Genomic DNA, 15718 nt, shown 5'->3' on the forward strand with positions numbered 1-15718 from the left:
CGGCGCCTTATCTGGCCGCGCTGTTGGGAAAGTAGAAGGATACCACCAGCGTGACCAGCGGCAAGGCGCCGATCTTCACCAGTTCGAACGCTTGCCTCAGCGCTTCGTTTTTCTCCCAATACGCGTGGGCGGCGAATACGCCCACGCTGACCACGAAGATCCCGCACAGCACCTGGCGCGCCAGGCGCAGCCGCTCCATTTCGTCGAAGACCAAGACCTGCTCCAGATAAACCTGGCTAGCCTCATCGCACAGATTATGGCTTTCGATGTTCATGGGAAGATCTCCACGACCCGCCCCACCGCTTCAAGCTGTTCACCATTTTCCCGTACAATGCCAAGTGAAGTACCATCCTGTTTCATCCAGTACTTATCGGCAATGGTAATCAGTGCAAACGCCATTTTGATTACCTCGGTTTTTTCCATCCCGTGACGCCAGGCGATAGCGTTCAGATCATCATCAATTTTATTCGATACCCGAATCGGCAAGCTGCGCATACTCCACCTCCTGTGGTCGTTGATTCACCGAGGGAAAGTCTACTGGAAGGGCAAACATCGTTCAATTAGTGAACTGCGTAACGCCTCGCACAATCCGCATGCAACGCTATTGGGGCTTGCGCCCCATCGCGCCGAGGAAACGCTGCTGCAGGCGCAACAGCTCCTCCAGCTCCAGCAGGCGGTAGTCGATGCCGAAATGCGGTGCCACCTCACCGATGATGCGGCTCAGCGCCGGGTAATGACGGTGGCTCCAGTGCGGGAACAGATGATGCGTCAAATGCAGGTTCGCCCCGCCGAGCCAGTATCCCAACCAGCGTGGCCGGGTCAGCCAGTCGAAGGTGGTGGCGAACACATGATGATACCAGCCGTGTGGCATCGCGCCCTGCGCCGGCGCCTGATAAAAATTGGCCTTGGCCCAGTGGGTACCGATGATCAACATCACGAACAGCAATGAAGAAAGCATCTGACTCAACAAATAGACCAGCAGAATTTGCCCGATGCCGATGGCCGGCGGCAGCAGCCAGCACGGGATCGCCAGCGCCAGCAGCAGGTGTGCCGCTTTGCCCGCCAGAAACTCGCACCAGCCGCGCACGCCCTGCTGCGCCATGCGCGCCGCCACGCGGGTTCGGCCCGCCCGATCCAGCCAGTCGAACAGCCAGATGTAGTACGGGAACGTCAGCGCCGCCACCAGCGGCCAATAGTAACGCTGCGCGCGCATAAAAGGCCGCCAGCGCTGGAACGGCGTTTGCCGCAACACGCCGTTGGCATCGATGTCGGGATCGTAATGTTCAATATTGTTATGGGCATGGTGGAACAGCACGTGCCGCACGCGCCAGCAGTCGGGATCCAGCCCCAGCGGCACGCTCACCAGTGCGTTCAGCCAGCGATTGGCCCCGGGCCGACGGAAAAACGCGTTATGCGAGGCGTCGTGCACCACGTTCACCGTCAGGAACATGCCGATAAAGATAAAGCCGAAATAACAGGCGAAAAACGCCCAGCCGTTTTGCTGCTGCAGGCTCAGCCCGTAACACAGGCCGCACAGCGCCAACAGTAACGCCACCTTAGCCAGCATGCCGCCGTCGGCGAAGCGGTGATCGCCGTTGGCCGCCAGATAATGCTGGGCGGCCTGCATCAGCGCGCGATGCAACCCGCTATCGTCGCGCCGATAAGCTAACGGGCGCAACGGTTTCATGGTTGCCCCATCCGGCGCAAGAAGTGTTGTTGTTGCGCCAGCAATTCGTGATAACCGATGCAGCGATACGCCATGCCGTGCCGCTGCGCCACTTCCGCCACCGCGGCAGCCAGCGCTGGATAATGGCGGTGATTCCAGCCTGGAAACAGGTGATGGGTCAGGTGATAGTTCAGCCCGCCGGTCAAGTGCTCCAGCCAGCGCGGCTCGGGACGCCAATCGCAGGCGGTGGCGAAATTGTGCCGGTACCAACCGTGCGGCATGCTGCCGCCCGTCGGCGCCGGGTAAAACTCGGCCTGCGCCCAGTGGGTGCCCAGCAGTAGGAACACCACCAGCAGCGAGGCAAACATCTGGCTGAGCGTGTAAGCCAGCAGCACCCAGCCCCAACCGATGCCATGCAGGTGGCACAGGATCAGCGGCACCACCAGCACCAGCGCCACATGGAGCAACTTGCACAGCACGAACAGCGCCCAACCGCCCCGCCCCGCCAGCACGCGTTTTTCCCGCAGCGGCGTTTTATCGAGCCGATCGGACCAATCGAAAATCCACGCAATGTAAGGAAGCGAGAGCGCGGCGATCAGCGGCCAGTACAGATGCTGATAGCGCATATGCGGCCGCCAGCGCTGGAACGGCGTCTGGCGGAAAAAACCGTTCTCTTCGGTGTCCAGATCGTAGTGTTCGACGTTGGCGTAAACGTGGTGGTAATCCACATGGCGCGTGCGCCAATAGTCCGGATCGACGCCGAGCGGCAGCGTCACCAACCGCCCCACCAGGCGATTGGCCCAGGGCGCGCGCAAGAAGGCGTTATGCGAAGCATCGTGATTGACGTTGACGTTAAGCAGCATGCCCATGGCCACGAACAGGAAATAGCAGAGGAAAAACGCCCAGGGCTGATGCTGCATCAGGCTCAGCGCGTAAAACCCGATGCACAGCGCCAGCAACAGCGCGGCCTTGGCCAGCCGCGCGGCATCGGCATAGCGATGATCGCCCGCCAGGCAGGCGTGCGCCGCGTGCTTGAGATCGCGGTGAAACGCCTGCTCGCCATCGGCGGGAAAACGCAGCGGCGGTAATGATTCAGCCATGCGGTTCCTCCACGGCGACCGGTGCGGCCACTCGCCCCCAGCCCAGCGCCACGCACAGAGCATGTAGCGCCACAGCGGCCATGGTGATATGCCAATAACGCTGCGGCCAGCCGAGATAGCCGATAAACAGCAGCGGCATGCCCAGCGCGATCAGCAACCAGACGGCGCTCGCCCACGGCCGCCCTTCGGTCATACCGCCCAACGCCGCCGAGCCCAGAGCCAACAGCGCCAGCAACATCATTTGCGGCCAACTGATGTCGCTATAGCCATAACCGTATTGGTAGACGTAACCGACCACCAGCGTAAACAGCAGCATCGCGCCGCTGAATACGCTGAGCGCCGAACGGCGGTCGCGCGGCCGGCCCGGCGCCGGACGCCAGGCCAGACGGAAATAACGCAGGAACGGCAGGTTACTCGCCCAAAATGGGTTGGCGGACGACCGATCGCCGCTGACGCCGTAGCTGAACGGCGTGGTCGGCAATGCCGGGCAGAACGTGCCGAACAGCTTGTCCCAAAAGATAAAGCTGCCGCCGAAGTTCTTATTGGAATACGCCATGTCCTTGACGTGGTGCACCCGGTGGTGCGCCGGCGTGACCAGGATTTTTTCCAGCACGCCGAGCTTCGGCGTCAGCGCATTGTGGTTAAACAGCTGAATGCTGTAGTGAAAAATCGACACCGTGACAAACACCGACAGCGGCACGCCCGCCAGCGCCAGCAGCAAAAAGAACGGGATCGACGTCAACGACGAATACCAGGAATTGCGCACCCCCAGCGACAGATTAAAGTGCTCGCCCTGATGATGAACCACATGTACCGCCCACAGCAGCCGGAAGCGATGGTGCAGACGGTGCAGCCAGTAGAAACCGAAGTCCCACGCCAGCAAAGCGAACAGCCACATCAACAGCGGCGGCCAGGCATCCAGCAGCTCCAGACTGAAATGCGCGGCCACGTAGCCGTAGCAGGTAATCTCCAGTCCGCGGAACAGCCACAGCATGATATGACCGGAGTTCAGGTTGAACACCAGATCGTGCCAATTGACCGGCTCACGACGACCCCACTGCAGCGCCACCGCCTCGGCCACCACGATGAACAGCATGAACACTATCGGCAACGCCAGATCGCTCATCCCATTTCTCCTTTAACCACACGCCGGCGCAGGGCCTTTATGCGCAGGGCCAGCCAGCCGGCGAACAACGCCAGCAGCGTCCCGCCGGCCAAATCGACAAACAAATGCCGGCGCAGTTGCAGAATGGAGAACGCGATCGCCACGCCCCACAGCATCCACAACGCCGTCCGCACTTTATGCTCGCCGTCGCTCAGCGCCCATACCGCCAGCACCGTCAGCGCCATGTGCAACGAAGGCAGGCAGTTCTGCGGCGAATCCACCTGCGTTAGCGCCGCCAGCAGCTGCGCGCTGATCCCAACGCCATCGTTCTGCGGATAGGCCATGGTGGTCGGCCACAGCAGGTAAACCACTCCGGCGCCCAACGCCGTCAACTGCATCGCCAGCGTCAGCCATTTGATCCGTTGCAGCGGCGCCAGCAAATAACCCGCCGGGACGATGAGGAAAAACGACAGGTAGAGCCAGATGGCCGCAGGGTTGAACGAGATAGCCCGGTCAAGCGCCGACGGCGGCAACAGGGTTCCCGCCCCCTGCAAACGATCGGTCACGCTATACACCACCCCGACCGTCCCCCAGCCCAGCAACATGTGCCCTAGCCGGAACAGCATATTTTTCATGCGTCCTCCGCCCGGCGCACGATGCGCCGCCGCTTGCGATCGAACTGCGGCAACACCGCCTGTGCCGTCAGCCGCCATTCGAGCCGATCGGTGGCAATACCCTGGCGAGCGAACAGCGCGATCAGCTGCGCCTGACAGTGCGCCAATTCCGCCTGGCTGCAATCGGCGATCAGCTCCAGCCGCTGCTCGCCGCGCTGGATCAGGCGGTAATCGCTGGTCAGCGGCAGCGCATTGGCGATCGTCCGGCTGCAGGCATCGGCGAACACTGCCTGCGGTTGCCGCTGCGCATCGGGCAGCATCAGCTGATCGTCGCGCCGCCCTTCGATACGCGCGATCGCCCGCGTCGGCTGCCCGCACGGGCAGGGTTCCTTGCGCAGCACCAGCACATCGTCCAGCCGATAACGCACGATCGGCTGTGTGCTACGGGTAAAGTCGGTGATCAACGGCGTAAAACGCTGCTCGTCGATCCACTGCGGTTCGATATGCAAAAACTCTTCGTTCAGATGCAGCGTGCCGTGCGAGCAGGTCGCGGCAAGGAATCCTTCGGTAGCCTGATACACTTCGCCCACCGCGGGAAACACCTGCATCAGCAGGCGGCGATCCTGCTCTTCCAATACTTCGGCCACCGAGATCGCTTTTTTGACCGGCAGCTTCACCTGCCCAGCCAGCACTGCCAGCGCCAAGGCGCGCAGCACCTGCGCCGGGGCTACGATGATGCTGGGTGCCTGCCGCTCCAATGCGGGCAGATGCTCACTGAACGGCGCTAGCAGATCGTAAAACGCCAGGCTCAGCCAACGATTGTTCACGCTGTGATAGAGATTATTGTCCGCCCGCAGAAACAGCGCGACGCGCTCGCCGGCCAACAGCCCGTCCGGCAGCATTTTCGCCAGCATGCCGCCGGCCCACACCTGCTGTTCGCGCGGACTGACGACAAACACGCCGCGCTGCCCGGATGTGCCGGACGACAACCCGACGCTGTAGCGCCCGATCTTCGGCGTGAAATCGCGATCCGCCTCGCTGCGCTGCGCGCAGGCCAGTACCGCATCACGCTGCAGCCCGGCGGTATTCATCCGGTCGAACTGCGCCATCATCAGCGCCTTGTCCATCTGCGGCCATTCGGCGAGCGGCCGCCGGCTGAAGCGCTGAAAATAGGGGCTCTTGCTCAGCACCCGGCGGGCAAAGCCCGCGAGCTGCCGAGCCTGATGCGCCTCCAGCGCCGCACGATCGCCAAAGCGCAGGCGCCGGGCGCGGAAATAGTGCCAAAGGGTCATGAAGGAGATCACAGGTCCCCCTCGTGGCACAGCAAAATGTTGACCTGCCCGCCCGCCCACAGCTGGTTGAGCCGCTCCAGCGTACGGGTGTATGCCACCGCGTCGTCCATCACCAGATTGGCCAGGCGCGAAGGCCCGCGCAGCGTCTGGTAGCTCTGCGGCGACCATGCGGCGTCGCTGGCCAACAGCGTCCAACCGGCGTCGGTAAGGATAAAGGCGCCGATATGGCCGGCCGCATGCCCCGGCAACGGCACCAGCACGATCTGCCCTTCGCTGCCCGGCAGCGCGTAACCGCGATCGAACGGCGCCAGCAACGCGGGCAACGCCAGCGAGGGAAATGCCTCCATAAACTGCAGGCGGCTCTCGAAATCCGCCGGGATCAGGCCGGGAATAAAGGCGCGCTTCAGCGCCGCGAAACCGCGCAGCCCACGGGTTTGCTGCCAGCCTTCGCCGGAGCAAATAAAATCGAGTTGGCTGAAATCCTGCAGCCCGGCAATGTGGTCCGCGTGAAAGTGCGAGACGATCAGCGCCTGGATGTCGCCTTCGGCGTAACCGGCCTCACGCAGCTGATGCGCCAACGACTCGGCGGGATCGAAATAAACCGGCGTCATGCGGCGATAAAGGCTGAATACCCCCGACTGCGTGTGCTGCTGAAAATAATGCGCGTAGCCGGTATCCCACAGCCAGCGGCGCTCCCCCACCTCCAGCAGATAGGCGCGCGCCGGGAATTTGCACACCCGGAACCCGGCTCCGCGCAGCGCCATGCAGCCGATATGCGTGCAATAGCCCACTTCAAATACGGTGACCTTAGCCATGCTGTACGCCTCCTTGCTGCCGCAGCCACTCCCCGGTCAGGTGGATCCCCTCCTCCATCGAGTAACGCGGCCGGTAGCCCAGCTCTTCGATCGCGCGAGTCTGACTCAGGGTCATGTCGAAATGCACTGCCGCCACGCTGTAGCGCGTCAGCCTCGGTTCTTTGCCACTGAGGCGTGCCCACAGCTCCATGCCGCCGGCCAACGCCTGCAGCAGCGGATACGGCACAGCCTGCAGCCGGTAGCGCAGCCCCAGCTCTTGGCGCAGCAACGCATCCAGCATCTCCGCCAGCCGCTGCGGTTGGTGGTTGGTGATGTTGTACACGGCGCCGGACTGCAATCCGCGTTGCCGGCTGGCCAGCTCCATGGCGTGCACCACGTTGGGAGCAAAGGTCAGATCCAGCAGCGCCTGCCCACCGCCGGGCAGCCGCAGCACGCCGCGATCGCGTTCGAGCTGTTGCAACAGCCGCGGTACGATCACCCGATCGTGCGGGCCAAACAGGCCGCGCGGCCGCAGAATGATATAGGTGGTTTGCGGGTAGATCTTCGCCTGCGCCAACAACCGCTGCTCGGCGGCGTGCTTGCTGGCGGCATAATGATTGGCGAAGCGCCGGGCGCGATAACCCTCGTCAAGCTTGTAATGCGGCTGAAAATCGAAGTAGATTGCCGGCGTGGAGATATGCACGAAACGCCGCACGCCGCAGCGCCCGGCCGCCTCCGCCAGCTTCTCCGTCGCGGCGGCGTTGATGCGGTGAAACTCCGCTTTGCTGCCCCAGGGCGATGACTTGGCCGCACAGTGCCATACCCACTCGCAGTCGGTCACCAGCTGCCGACACTGCGGCGGCGTGGCCTGCGCCAGATCGAGTGAGTAAAATTCGGCGCCCAGCCGGCGCAACGCTTCGCCGGCCCGCTCATCGCGGCCGGTGGCGCGCACCTGATGCCCGGCCTCCAGCAACCACTGCGCCGCGTTGCGCCCCAGTCCGCTGGTCGCCCCGGTCACCAGCACCCTCATGGCAGCAACACCATGCCGGCCAACGCCAGCCCGGCGGCGGTGCCGATCAGCATCACCGGTTGACCGGGGTTGAAGCGCCCGGTGGTCACGGCGGCATGCAGCGCGGTCGGAATAGAGGCTGCCACCTGGTTGCCGTGATGGCGGTAGATGTCCACCAGCGCCTCGCTGGAGACGTGCAGCCGTTTGCGCATATGTTCGAGCGACAGATGGCTGGCCTGGTGCGGCACCACGGTGGCAATCTGCGCCAGGGTCAAGCCGCTGGCGCTCAGCAGCCGGTCGAGGTAGCCCTCAATCAGCGCCGACGCCTGACGGAACAGCGGCTTGCCCTGCATATGAAACAGGAAGTCTTGCTCGCACATGCCGGCGCGCGGGTTGCGGCGCGTGCCGCCGGCGCGGATCTCGCACAGTTCGCTGCCGGCGGGATAGGTTTCCACCAGGCTGGCGAGAATGCCGCTGGCGCCGTCGCCACGCTCCACGATGGCACAGGCGGCGCCATCGCCGAAGATCAGCGACGACTCTTCGTGCTGCCAGTCGATACCGCGCGAAGCGAGATCCGCCGAAACGATGGCGATACGCCGATACGTCCCGGCGTTCAACAGCCCCGCCGCCACCTGCAGCGCAGAGATAAAGCTGACGCAGCTGCTGTTGATGTCGAAACCAGGCGTACCCGGCGCCAATCCGGCGACCTTGAGAATATGCGCGGCGGAGCATGGCAATGCCTGCACCGCTATCGCCGAGGCGGAGATCAGCAGATCAATGGAGGCCGCCGGGATGGCACTGCGGCCCAGCGCGTCTTGCAGCGCAGCGGCGGCGAGTTCAGCCTGGCTGGCATCGTCGGCGGCGTGATAGCGGTAAACGATGCCCGAGCGTTTCTCAACGTAGCCGGCCGGTTTCCCCAGGCGGACATCGAGCGTAGAGGAAGCCACGCGGTTGGGCGGCAACGCAGCCCCGGTGGCGATGACTTTCAGAGGCAGCAGCTCAGGTGAGCGAAATTGTGTGGTCATTATTGTTATTGATTAACCTGACTATCCATAAAGCGATTCTCCCGCACGGCGCGAAGGCCACGCGGATCATCCCCGGTTTTTATGTCCCAAAATGCCTTTCATCAAGGCGGTATCTCTTGTTATCGGCTGGCACGGCCGACGTCCGTCGGCGGAAGCATAAACGTAACATTACTGAGATATTCAGTTTACGGCAAGGCGGCGAGAATAGGCAGGTGGCGGGTGAATTATCAGAATAGCGCCGCCGCTGGCGATCAGCGGCGGCGGCGGGATCAGGCTCAGCGGCGGTTGCGCACCAGTTGATAACGACGGGTCAGGTACTCTACCGGCGCACTCCAGATGTGCACCAGGCGGCAGAACGGGAACAGCACGAACAGCGTCATGCCCAGCACCATGTGCAGTTTGAAGATAAGCGCCACGTCTTCCAGGTGCGCAGAAGCGCCGGCGTGGAAGGTCACCACCGCCTGCGCCCAGGCCACCAGCTTCATCATTTCGCTGCCGTCCATATGCTGGGCGGAGAACGGAATGGTCAGCAAGCCGAGGCACACCTGGACCATCAGCAACGTCAGGATCATGATATCTGCGAAGCTGCTGGTGGCGCGCACTCGTGGGTTGGTCAACCGGCGCTTCAGCAACAGCGCGCCGCCGATCAGCGTCATCAGGCCGCAGGCGCCGCCGGCTACCATCGCCAGCTTTTGCTTCACGTCGATCGGCAGGAAAGCCTCATACATCCAGTGCGGCGTCAGCATGCCGAGGAAATGACCAACGAAAATGCCGATAATGCCGATGTGGAACAGGTTGGACGCCAGCCGCATGCCCTTTTTATCCAGCATCTGGCTGGAGCCGGCGCGCCAGCTGTACTGCCCATAGTCGTAACGCAACCAGCTGCCGATCAGGAATACCGCGCCGGCCAGATAAGGATAGATATCGAAGAAGAACTGATTCAAAAATTGCATGATTAGCGTCCTTTGGTTCCGGTTAACGCATCCGTCAGGTCCAGATACTGTGGCGCCACCGCGCCGGCGAAGCGCCGCTGGTGCGCCGTCTGCTGGGCGGAAGCGCAGCCCTGTTCGCCGAGAAACTTGACCTGCTCCTCTTCCCACACCGCATCCAGCGCCTGCGGCGTATCGTCACGCGCCTCTTGCGCTACCTGGGTCTCCAGCGCCTGGGCCTGCACCGCGCTGCCGGACAGCGCCAGCAGCAGATCGAACAGCACTGCGTACGGGCTCTCGCGCTGTTGCAGGCGTGCGCCCAGCAGCGCCAGGATCGGCGCGATATCCTGCAGCCCTTCCCGCGCCTGCGCCGCGCTGCGGCTGGCCAGGTACTCCAGGTACAGCGGCAGGAAATCCGGCAGCTCGCGGCTGTCGATCTCCAGCCCGGCGGCGCGGTACTGCGCCATCAGGTCAACCATCGCCTGGCCGCGATCGCGCGACTCGCCGTGCACGTGCTCAAACAGCAGCAGCGAGGTGGCGCGGCCGCGATCGAACAGCTCGCAATAGTCGGCCTGCGCGTCCAGCAGCGGGCGGGCGCACAGGCGCCGGATAAACAGAATCAGCTGCGCGCTGTGGTGCAGATCCAGCTCGCTGGCCGGCTCCAGCGCCTCGATCAGCGCCTGCTGATGGTCAAACAGCGCCTGCTCCGGGTAATCCAGCAGGCGGGCGATCACTTTCAGGCTGATCATGAGGCATCCTCCGGCCGTGCGGTTTTCGCGGTCACGTCGATGGCGTCGATGCGGCGGCTGTTGAACAGGTTGAACTTGCCGTCGCTGCCGTGGCAGCCGTCGCCGAAGCTGAAGCCGCAGCCTTTGCTTTCCGGGAAGGCTTCGCGCGCCAGCTCGCGGTGGCTCGACGGCACCACGAAGCGATCTTCATAGTTGGCGATCGCCAGGTAGCGGTACATCTCCTGCGCCTGCGCTTCGCTCAGGCCAACCTGTTCCAGCGCGCTGGTGTCCACCACACCGTCGACGGTTTCCGCCCGCTTGTAGTGGCGCATCGCCAGCATGCGCTTCAGCGCCAGCAGCACCGGTTCGGTATCGCCGGCGGTCAGCAGGTTCGCCAGATACTGCACCGGAATGCGCAGGCTCTCGACGTCCGGCAACACGCCGCTGTGCGCCAGCTCGCCGGCATCGGCGGCGGACTGAATCGGCGACAACGGCGGCACGTACCAGACCATCGGCAGCGTGCGGTATTCCGGGTGCAGCGGCAGCGCCAGCTTCCAGTCCATCGCCATTTTGTACACCGGCGACTGCTGGGCAGCTTCAATGACGCCCTGCGGCACACCGTCCGCCAGCGCCTGAGCAATCACCTTCGGGTCATGCGGATCGAGGAAGATATCGAGCTGGCTCTGGTACAGATCCTGGTCGTTCTCCACCGCTGCCGCCTGCTCGATGCGGTCGGCATCGTACAGCAGCACGCCGAGGTAGCGAATGCGGCCGACGCAGGTCTCCGAACAGACCGTCGGCTGCCCGGCTTCGATGCGCGGGTAGCAGAAGATGCACTTCTCGGACTTGCCGCTCTTCCAGTTGAAGTAGATTTTCTTGTACGGACAGCCGGTCAGGCACATGCGCCAGCCGCGGCACTTGTCCTGGTCGATCAGTACAATGCCGTCTTCGCCGCGCTTGTAGATCGCCCCGCTCGGGCAGGTGGCGACACAGGCCGGGTTGAGGCAGTGCTCGCACAGGCGCGGCAGGTACATCATGAAGGTGTTTTCGAACTGGCCGTACATCGCCTTCTGCAGGTTGTCGAAATTCTTGTCCTGCGAGCGTTTTTCGAATTCCCCACCGAGGATCTCTTCCCAGTTCGGGCCGCTTTCGATCTTGTTCATCCGCTGGCCGGTGATCAGCGAGCGCGGGCGAGCCACCGGCTGGTGCTTGCCCTGTTTGGCGGTGTGCAGATGCTGGTAGTCGTAATCGAACGGCTCGTAGTAGTCATCCAGCGCCGGCACGTCCGGGTTGGCGAAGATTTTCGCCAGCACGCCGACGCGGTTGCCCATGCGCGGCTCCAGCTTGCCGTTGATTTTACGGATCCAGCCGCCCTTCCATTTTTCCTGATCTTCCCAGGCGTGCGGATACCCGACGCCGGGCTTGCTTTCCACGTTATTGAACCAGGCGTATTCCATGCCTTCACGGCTGGTCCAGACGTTTTTGCAGGTGACCGAACAGGTGTGGCAACCGATGCACTTGTCCAGATTCAGCACCATGCCGACTTGCGAACGAATTTTCATTTACTGTTCTCCTGCTGACTGCCCTGCGCGTAGTCGTTACCTTCGTCGTCCAACCAATCAATACGGTTCATCTTGCGCACCACCACGAACTCGTCGCGGTTGGAGCCGACGGTGCCGTAGTAGTTGAAGCCGTAGGCCAGCTGCGCATAGCCGCCGATCATGTGGGTCGGCTTCGGACAGGCGCGGGTCACCGAGTTATGGATGCCGCCGCGTTGGCGGGTGATCTCTGAGCCCGGCAGGTTCACGATGCGCTCCTGCGCGTGGTACATCATGGTCATGCCGGCCGGGATACGCTGGCTGACCACCGCGCGCGCCGTCAGCGCGCCGTTGGCGTTGAAGGCCTCGATCCAGTCGTTGTCCGCGATGCCCAGATCTTTGGCGTCTTCCTCACTCAACCAGACGATCGGGCCGCCGCGCGACAGCGTCAGCATCAACAGGTTGTCGCTGTAAGTGGAGTGGATGCCCCACTTTTGGTGCGGCGTCAGGAAGTTCAACGCCTTCTCCTTGTTGCCGTTCGGCTTGCTGTTGAGCAGCGGCTGCGCGGCGCGGGTGTCGATCGGCGGTCGGTACACCAGCAGGCTTTCACCGAAGGCGCGCATCCACTCGTGGTCCTGATACAGCTGTTGACGGCCGCTGATAGTGCGCCACGGGATCAACTCATGTACGTTGGTGTAACAGGCGTTGTAGGAAACATGTTCGTCCTCCAGACCGGACCAGGTCGGGCTGGAGATGATTTTGCGCGGCTGCGCCTGAATGTCGCGGAAGCGAATTTTCTCGTCTTCCTTGTTCAGCGCCAGATGCCGGTGATCGCGGCCGGTGACGTTGCTCAGGGCTTCCCAGGCTTTTACCGCCACCTGGCCGTTGGTTTCCGGCGCCAGCGACAGGATCACTTCCGCCGCGTCTATGGCGCTCTCGATCTTCGGCCGCCCCGCCGCCGGGCCGTCGGCCTTGACGTAGTTAAGCTGCTTGAGGAAGTCGACCTCGGTTTGGGTGTTCCAGCTGATGCCCTTGCCGCCGTTGCCCAGTTTGTCCAGCAGCGGCCCCAGCGAGGTGAAGCGCTCGTAGGTGGCCGGGTAATCGCGTTCCACCGCGATGATATGCGGCGCAGTTTTGCCCGGGATCAGATCGCATTCGCCTTTCTTCCAGTCCTGCACGCCGTAAGGCTGCGCCAGTTCGGCGGCGGAGTCGTGCTGGATAGGCAGGGTTACCACGTCGGTTTCCTGGCCCAGATGGCCGACGCACACCTCGGAGAAGGCCTTGGCGATGCCCTTGTAGATCTCCCAGTCGCTCTTCGAATCCCAGGCCGGATCGACCGCCGCCGACAGCGGATGAATGAACGGGTGCATGTCGGAGGTGTTCATGTCGTCTTTTTCGTACCAGGTGGCGGTCGGCAGCACCACGTCGGAGTACAGGCAGGTGCTCGACATGCGGAAATCGAGCGTCACCACCAGATCCAGCTTGCCTTCGCCGCCCTGCTCACGCCATTCCACTTCCTGCGGCTTCACGCCGCCCTGCTGGCCGAGATCTTTCCCCTGGATGCCGTTTTCGGTGCCCAACAGGTATTTGAGCATGTACTCATGGCCCTTGCCGGAGGAGCCCAGCAGGTTGGAGCGCCAGACGAACAGGTTGCGCGGGAAGTTCTGCGGATTGTCCGGCTGCTCGGCGGCGAAGCCCAGCGTGCCGTTTTTCAGGCTGTCGACGGTGAACTCGACCGGCGACTGACCGGCCGCGCGGGCCTGCTCCGCCAGGCGCAGCGGGTTGGTGCCCAGCTGCGGCGCCGACGGCAGCCAGCCCATGCGCTCGGCGCGCACGTTGAAGTCGATCAGGCTGCCGCCGAAGCACGACTTGTCCGCCAGCGGCGACAGCAGCTCGTCGGTGCCGACGGTTTCATAGCGCCATTGGCTGGAATGGTTGTAGAAGAACGAGGTGCTGTTCATGTGGCGCGGCGGACGCTGCCAGTCGAGGCCGAACGCCAGCGGCAGCCAGCCGGTTTGCGGCCGCAGTTTTTCCTGGCCGACGTAGTGCGCCCAGCCGCCGCCGCTCTGGCCGACGCAACCGCAGAAGATCAGCATATTGATCAGGCCGCGGTAGGTCATGTCCATGTGGTACCAATGGTTAACGCCGGCGCCGACGATGATCATCGACCGGCCGTGGGTCTTCTCGGCGTTTTCCGCGAACTCGCGGGCAATGCGAATGATGTTGTGACGCGATACGCCGGTGATCTGCTCGGCCCAGGCCGGGCTGTAGGCCTTGACCTCGTCATAGTCGGCGGCACAGTTGGCGTCGCCCAACCCGCGATCGAGGCCGTAGTTAGCCAGCGTCAGGTCGTACACGCTGGTCACCAGCGCTTCGCTGCCGTCCGCCAGCTGCAGGCGTTTCACCGGCAGTTTGTGCAGCAGGATCTCGTCCAGCGCCACGCTGTTGAAATGCTCGCTGTCGGCGCCGCCGAAGTACGGGAAGCCCACTTCGGCAACGTCGTCATGGCGACCTAACAGACTGAGCTGCAGCTCGACCTCCTGTTGCGACTTGCCCTCGCGCTGCTCCAGGTTCCACTTGCCCTTCTCGCCCCAGCGGAAGCCGATGGAGCCCTGCGGCGCCACCAGATCGCCGCTGCGGCTGTCGATAGCGACGGTTTTCCACTCGGGATTGTTTTCCTGGCCCAATCCGCCCACCAGATCGGCGGCGCGCAGCAGGCGGCCGGCGGCGTAATGGCCGCCTTCACGCGCTTCCAGCAGCACCAGCATCGGCATGTCGGTATAGCGGCGCACGTAGTCGCGGAAGTAGCCGACTTCGCGATCGAGATGGAACTCTTTCAGCATCACGTGGCCCATCGCCAGCGCCATCGCGCTGTCGGTGCCCTGCTTCGGATTCAGCCAGTGATCGCACAGCTTGGCGACTTCGGCGTAGTCCGGCGTCACCGCCACGGTTTTGGTGCCCTTGTAACGCACTTCGGTAAAGAAGTGGGCGTCCGGGGTGCGCGTCTGCGGTACGTTGGAGCCCCAGGCGATGATGTAGGAGGAGTTGTACCAGTCGGCGGATTCCGGCACGTCGGTCTGCTCGCCCCAGGTCATCGGCGAGGCCGGCGGCAGATCGCAATACCAGTCGTAGAAGCTCAGGCAGGCGCCGCCGATCAGCGACAGGTAGCGGGCGCCGGCGGCGTAGGACACCATCGACATCGCCGGGATCGGCGAGAAGCCGATAATGCGGTCCGGGCCGAAGGTTTTGGCGGTATAGACGTTGGCGGCGGCGATCAGTTCATTGACCTCTTGCCAGCTGGAGCGGACGAAACCGCCGCGGCCGCGCGCCACCTTGTAGCTTTTGGCTTTTTCCGCATCACCGACGATCGAGCCCCAGGCCGCAACCGGATCGCTGTGCTGCGCTTTAGCCTCGCGCCACAGCTTGAGCAGACGCTTGCGCATCAACGGGTATTTCAGCCGGTTGGCGCTGTACAGGTACCAGGAGTAGCTGGCGCCGCGCGGGCAGCCGCGCGGTTCATGGTTGGGCAGATCGGGCCGGGTACGCGGATAGTCGGTTTGCTGGGTCTCCCAGGTCACCAGGCCATTCTTCACGTAGATCTTCCAACTGCAGGAACCGGTGCAGTTCACGCCGTGGGTGGAACGCACCACTTTGTCGTGCTGCCAGCGGCTGCGGTAGCCGTCTTCCCAGTCGCGGTTGGTGTTCAAGGTTTGGCCGTGATCGCCAGAGAAAGGTTCCGCCAACTGCTTGAAATAGCGGAAACGGTCTAAAAATTTGCTCATCCGGAATGCTCCTGAAGGCTCTTGTCGTTATAAGAAGACATGCTCAATCTGCCGCCAGCCTACTGACGGCCAACCGGCGGCAAATTGATTGCGATCAAGAGAAAGCGGGAGGCGATACACTCTCCGGGTGCGGAAT

At 63.1% G+C, this 15718-nt stretch carries 14 protein-coding genes; all 14 read right to left on the reverse strand.

The annotated features are described in order from the left end of the window. Window positions 1-7 precede the first annotated feature (7 nt). A complete protein-coding gene (locus EGY12_RS20805; RefSeq protein WP_123895211.1) occupies window positions 8-274 on the reverse strand; it encodes a hypothetical protein in 267 nt (88 codons plus the stop codon). After that, window positions 271-495, reverse strand: a complete 225-nt coding sequence (locus EGY12_RS20810; protein WP_123895212.1) for a hypothetical protein — start codon at window positions 493-495, stop codon at window positions 271-273. Before EGY12_RS20810 ends, EGY12_RS20805 begins: the two co-directional genes overlap by 4 nt. 106 nt (window positions 496-601) lie before the next feature. Next, window positions 602-1687 (reverse strand): acyl-CoA desaturase, encoded by a 1086-nt coding sequence (locus EGY12_RS20815; RefSeq protein ID WP_123895213.1) that lies wholly within the window; start codon window positions 1685-1687, stop codon window positions 602-604. Continuing rightward, a complete protein-coding gene (locus EGY12_RS20820) occupies window positions 1684-2766 on the reverse strand; it encodes an acyl-CoA desaturase (protein WP_123895214.1) in 1083 nt (360 codons plus the stop codon). Before EGY12_RS20820 ends, EGY12_RS20815 begins: the two co-directional genes overlap by 4 nt. After that, entirely contained in the window at window positions 2759-3892 is a 1134-nt protein-coding gene (locus EGY12_RS20825) for a sterol desaturase family protein (RefSeq protein ID WP_123895215.1), read from the reverse strand. The genes EGY12_RS20820 and EGY12_RS20825 overlap by 8 nt, the downstream gene beginning before the upstream one ends. Continuing rightward, window positions 3889-4506 carry a phosphatase PAP2 family protein gene (locus tag EGY12_RS20830; protein ID WP_123895216.1) on the reverse strand — a complete coding sequence of 206 codons (618 nt, stop codon included), beginning with the start codon at window positions 4504-4506 and terminating at the stop codon, window positions 3889-3891. Before EGY12_RS20830 ends, EGY12_RS20825 begins: the two co-directional genes overlap by 4 nt. Then, window positions 4503-5789, reverse strand: a complete 1287-nt coding sequence (locus EGY12_RS20835) for a F390 synthetase-related protein (RefSeq protein ID WP_123895217.1) — start codon at window positions 5787-5789, stop codon at window positions 4503-4505. Before EGY12_RS20835 ends, EGY12_RS20830 begins: the two co-directional genes overlap by 4 nt. Further along, complete coding sequence (locus EGY12_RS20840; protein WP_123895218.1) at window positions 5786-6592, reverse strand: MBL fold metallo-hydrolase; 807 nt, start codon at window positions 6590-6592, stop codon at window positions 5786-5788. Before EGY12_RS20840 ends, EGY12_RS20835 begins: the two co-directional genes overlap by 4 nt. Next, a complete protein-coding gene (locus EGY12_RS20845; RefSeq protein ID WP_123895219.1) occupies window positions 6585-7601 on the reverse strand; it encodes an NAD(P)-dependent oxidoreductase in 1017 nt (338 codons plus the stop codon). The genes EGY12_RS20840 and EGY12_RS20845 overlap by 8 nt, the downstream gene beginning before the upstream one ends. Beyond that, window positions 7598-8605: a 3-oxoacyl-[acyl-carrier-protein] synthase III C-terminal domain-containing protein gene (locus tag EGY12_RS20850; protein WP_123895220.1), complete on the reverse strand. Its 1008-nt coding sequence runs from the start codon at window positions 8603-8605 to the stop codon at window positions 7598-7600. Before EGY12_RS20850 ends, EGY12_RS20845 begins: the two co-directional genes overlap by 4 nt. A 275-nt stretch (window positions 8606-8880) precedes the next feature. Further along, the gene (gene narI, locus EGY12_RS20855; protein ID WP_123895221.1) at window positions 8881-9558 is read right to left on the reverse strand and encodes a respiratory nitrate reductase subunit gamma; all 678 of its coding nucleotides are present in this window, start codon (window positions 9556-9558) and stop codon (window positions 8881-8883) included. A gap of 2 nt (window positions 9559-9560) precedes the next feature. Then, on the reverse strand, window positions 9561-10283 hold the full coding sequence (gene narJ, locus EGY12_RS20860) for a nitrate reductase molybdenum cofactor assembly chaperone (RefSeq protein ID WP_123895222.1): 723 nt from the start codon (window positions 10281-10283) through the stop codon (window positions 9561-9563). Further along, window positions 10280-11824 (reverse strand): nitrate reductase subunit beta, encoded by a 1545-nt coding sequence (gene narH / locus EGY12_RS20865; RefSeq protein ID WP_123895223.1) that lies wholly within the window; start codon window positions 11822-11824, stop codon window positions 10280-10282. The genes narJ and narH overlap by 4 nt, the downstream gene beginning before the upstream one ends. Then, the gene (locus EGY12_RS20870; protein ID WP_123895224.1) at window positions 11821-15582 is read right to left on the reverse strand and encodes a nitrate reductase subunit alpha; all 3762 of its coding nucleotides are present in this window, start codon (window positions 15580-15582) and stop codon (window positions 11821-11823) included. The genes narH and EGY12_RS20870 overlap by 4 nt, the downstream gene beginning before the upstream one ends. Window positions 15583-15718: the final 136 nt, after the last annotated feature.

Origin of the sequence: Serratia sp. FDAARGOS_506, from assembly GCF_003812745.1 — a bacterium.
In the GTDB taxonomy this organism is placed as follows: domain Bacteria; phylum Pseudomonadota; class Gammaproteobacteria; order Enterobacterales; family Enterobacteriaceae; genus Serratia.

What these genes read in the sequence shown, in the direction of transcription:
- EGY12_RS20805 (WP_123895211.1), bottom strand. Translation starts at nt 274, where the DNA reads ATGAACATCGAAAGCCATAATCTGTGCGATGAGGCTAGCCAGGTTTAT.
- EGY12_RS20810 (WP_123895212.1), bottom strand. Translation starts at nt 495, where the DNA reads ATGCGCAGCTTGCCGATTCGGGTATCGAATAAAATTGATGATGATCTG.
- EGY12_RS20815 (WP_123895213.1), bottom strand. Translation starts at nt 1,687, where the DNA reads ATGAAACCGTTGCGCCCGTTAGCTTATCGGCGCGACGATAGCGGGTTG.
- EGY12_RS20820 (WP_123895214.1), bottom strand. Translation starts at nt 2,766, where the DNA reads ATGGCTGAATCATTACCGCCGCTGCGTTTTCCCGCCGATGGCGAGCAG.
- EGY12_RS20825 (WP_123895215.1), bottom strand. Translation starts at nt 3,892, where the DNA reads ATGAGCGATCTGGCGTTGCCGATAGTGTTCATGCTGTTCATCGTGGTG.
- EGY12_RS20830 (WP_123895216.1), bottom strand. Translation starts at nt 4,506, where the DNA reads ATGAAAAATATGCTGTTCCGGCTAGGGCACATGTTGCTGGGCTGGGGG.
- EGY12_RS20840 (WP_123895218.1), bottom strand. Translation starts at nt 6,592, where the DNA reads ATGGCTAAGGTCACCGTATTTGAAGTGGGCTATTGCACGCATATCGGC.
- EGY12_RS20845 (WP_123895219.1), bottom strand. Translation starts at nt 7,601, where the DNA reads ATGAGGGTGCTGGTGACCGGGGCGACCAGCGGACTGGGGCGCAACGCG.
- EGY12_RS20850 (WP_123895220.1), bottom strand. Translation starts at nt 8,605, where the DNA reads ATGACCACACAATTTCGCTCACCTGAGCTGCTGCCTCTGAAAGTCATC.
- narI (WP_123895221.1), bottom strand. Translation starts at nt 9,558, where the DNA reads ATGCAATTTTTGAATCAGTTCTTCTTCGATATCTATCCTTATCTGGCC.
- narJ (WP_123895222.1), bottom strand. Translation starts at nt 10,283, where the DNA reads ATGATCAGCCTGAAAGTGATCGCCCGCCTGCTGGATTACCCGGAGCAG.
- narH (WP_123895223.1), bottom strand. Translation starts at nt 11,824, where the DNA reads ATGAAAATTCGTTCGCAAGTCGGCATGGTGCTGAATCTGGACAAGTGC.
- EGY12_RS20870 (WP_123895224.1), bottom strand. Translation starts at nt 15,582, where the DNA reads ATGAGCAAATTTTTAGACCGTTTCCGCTATTTCAAGCAGTTGGCGGAA.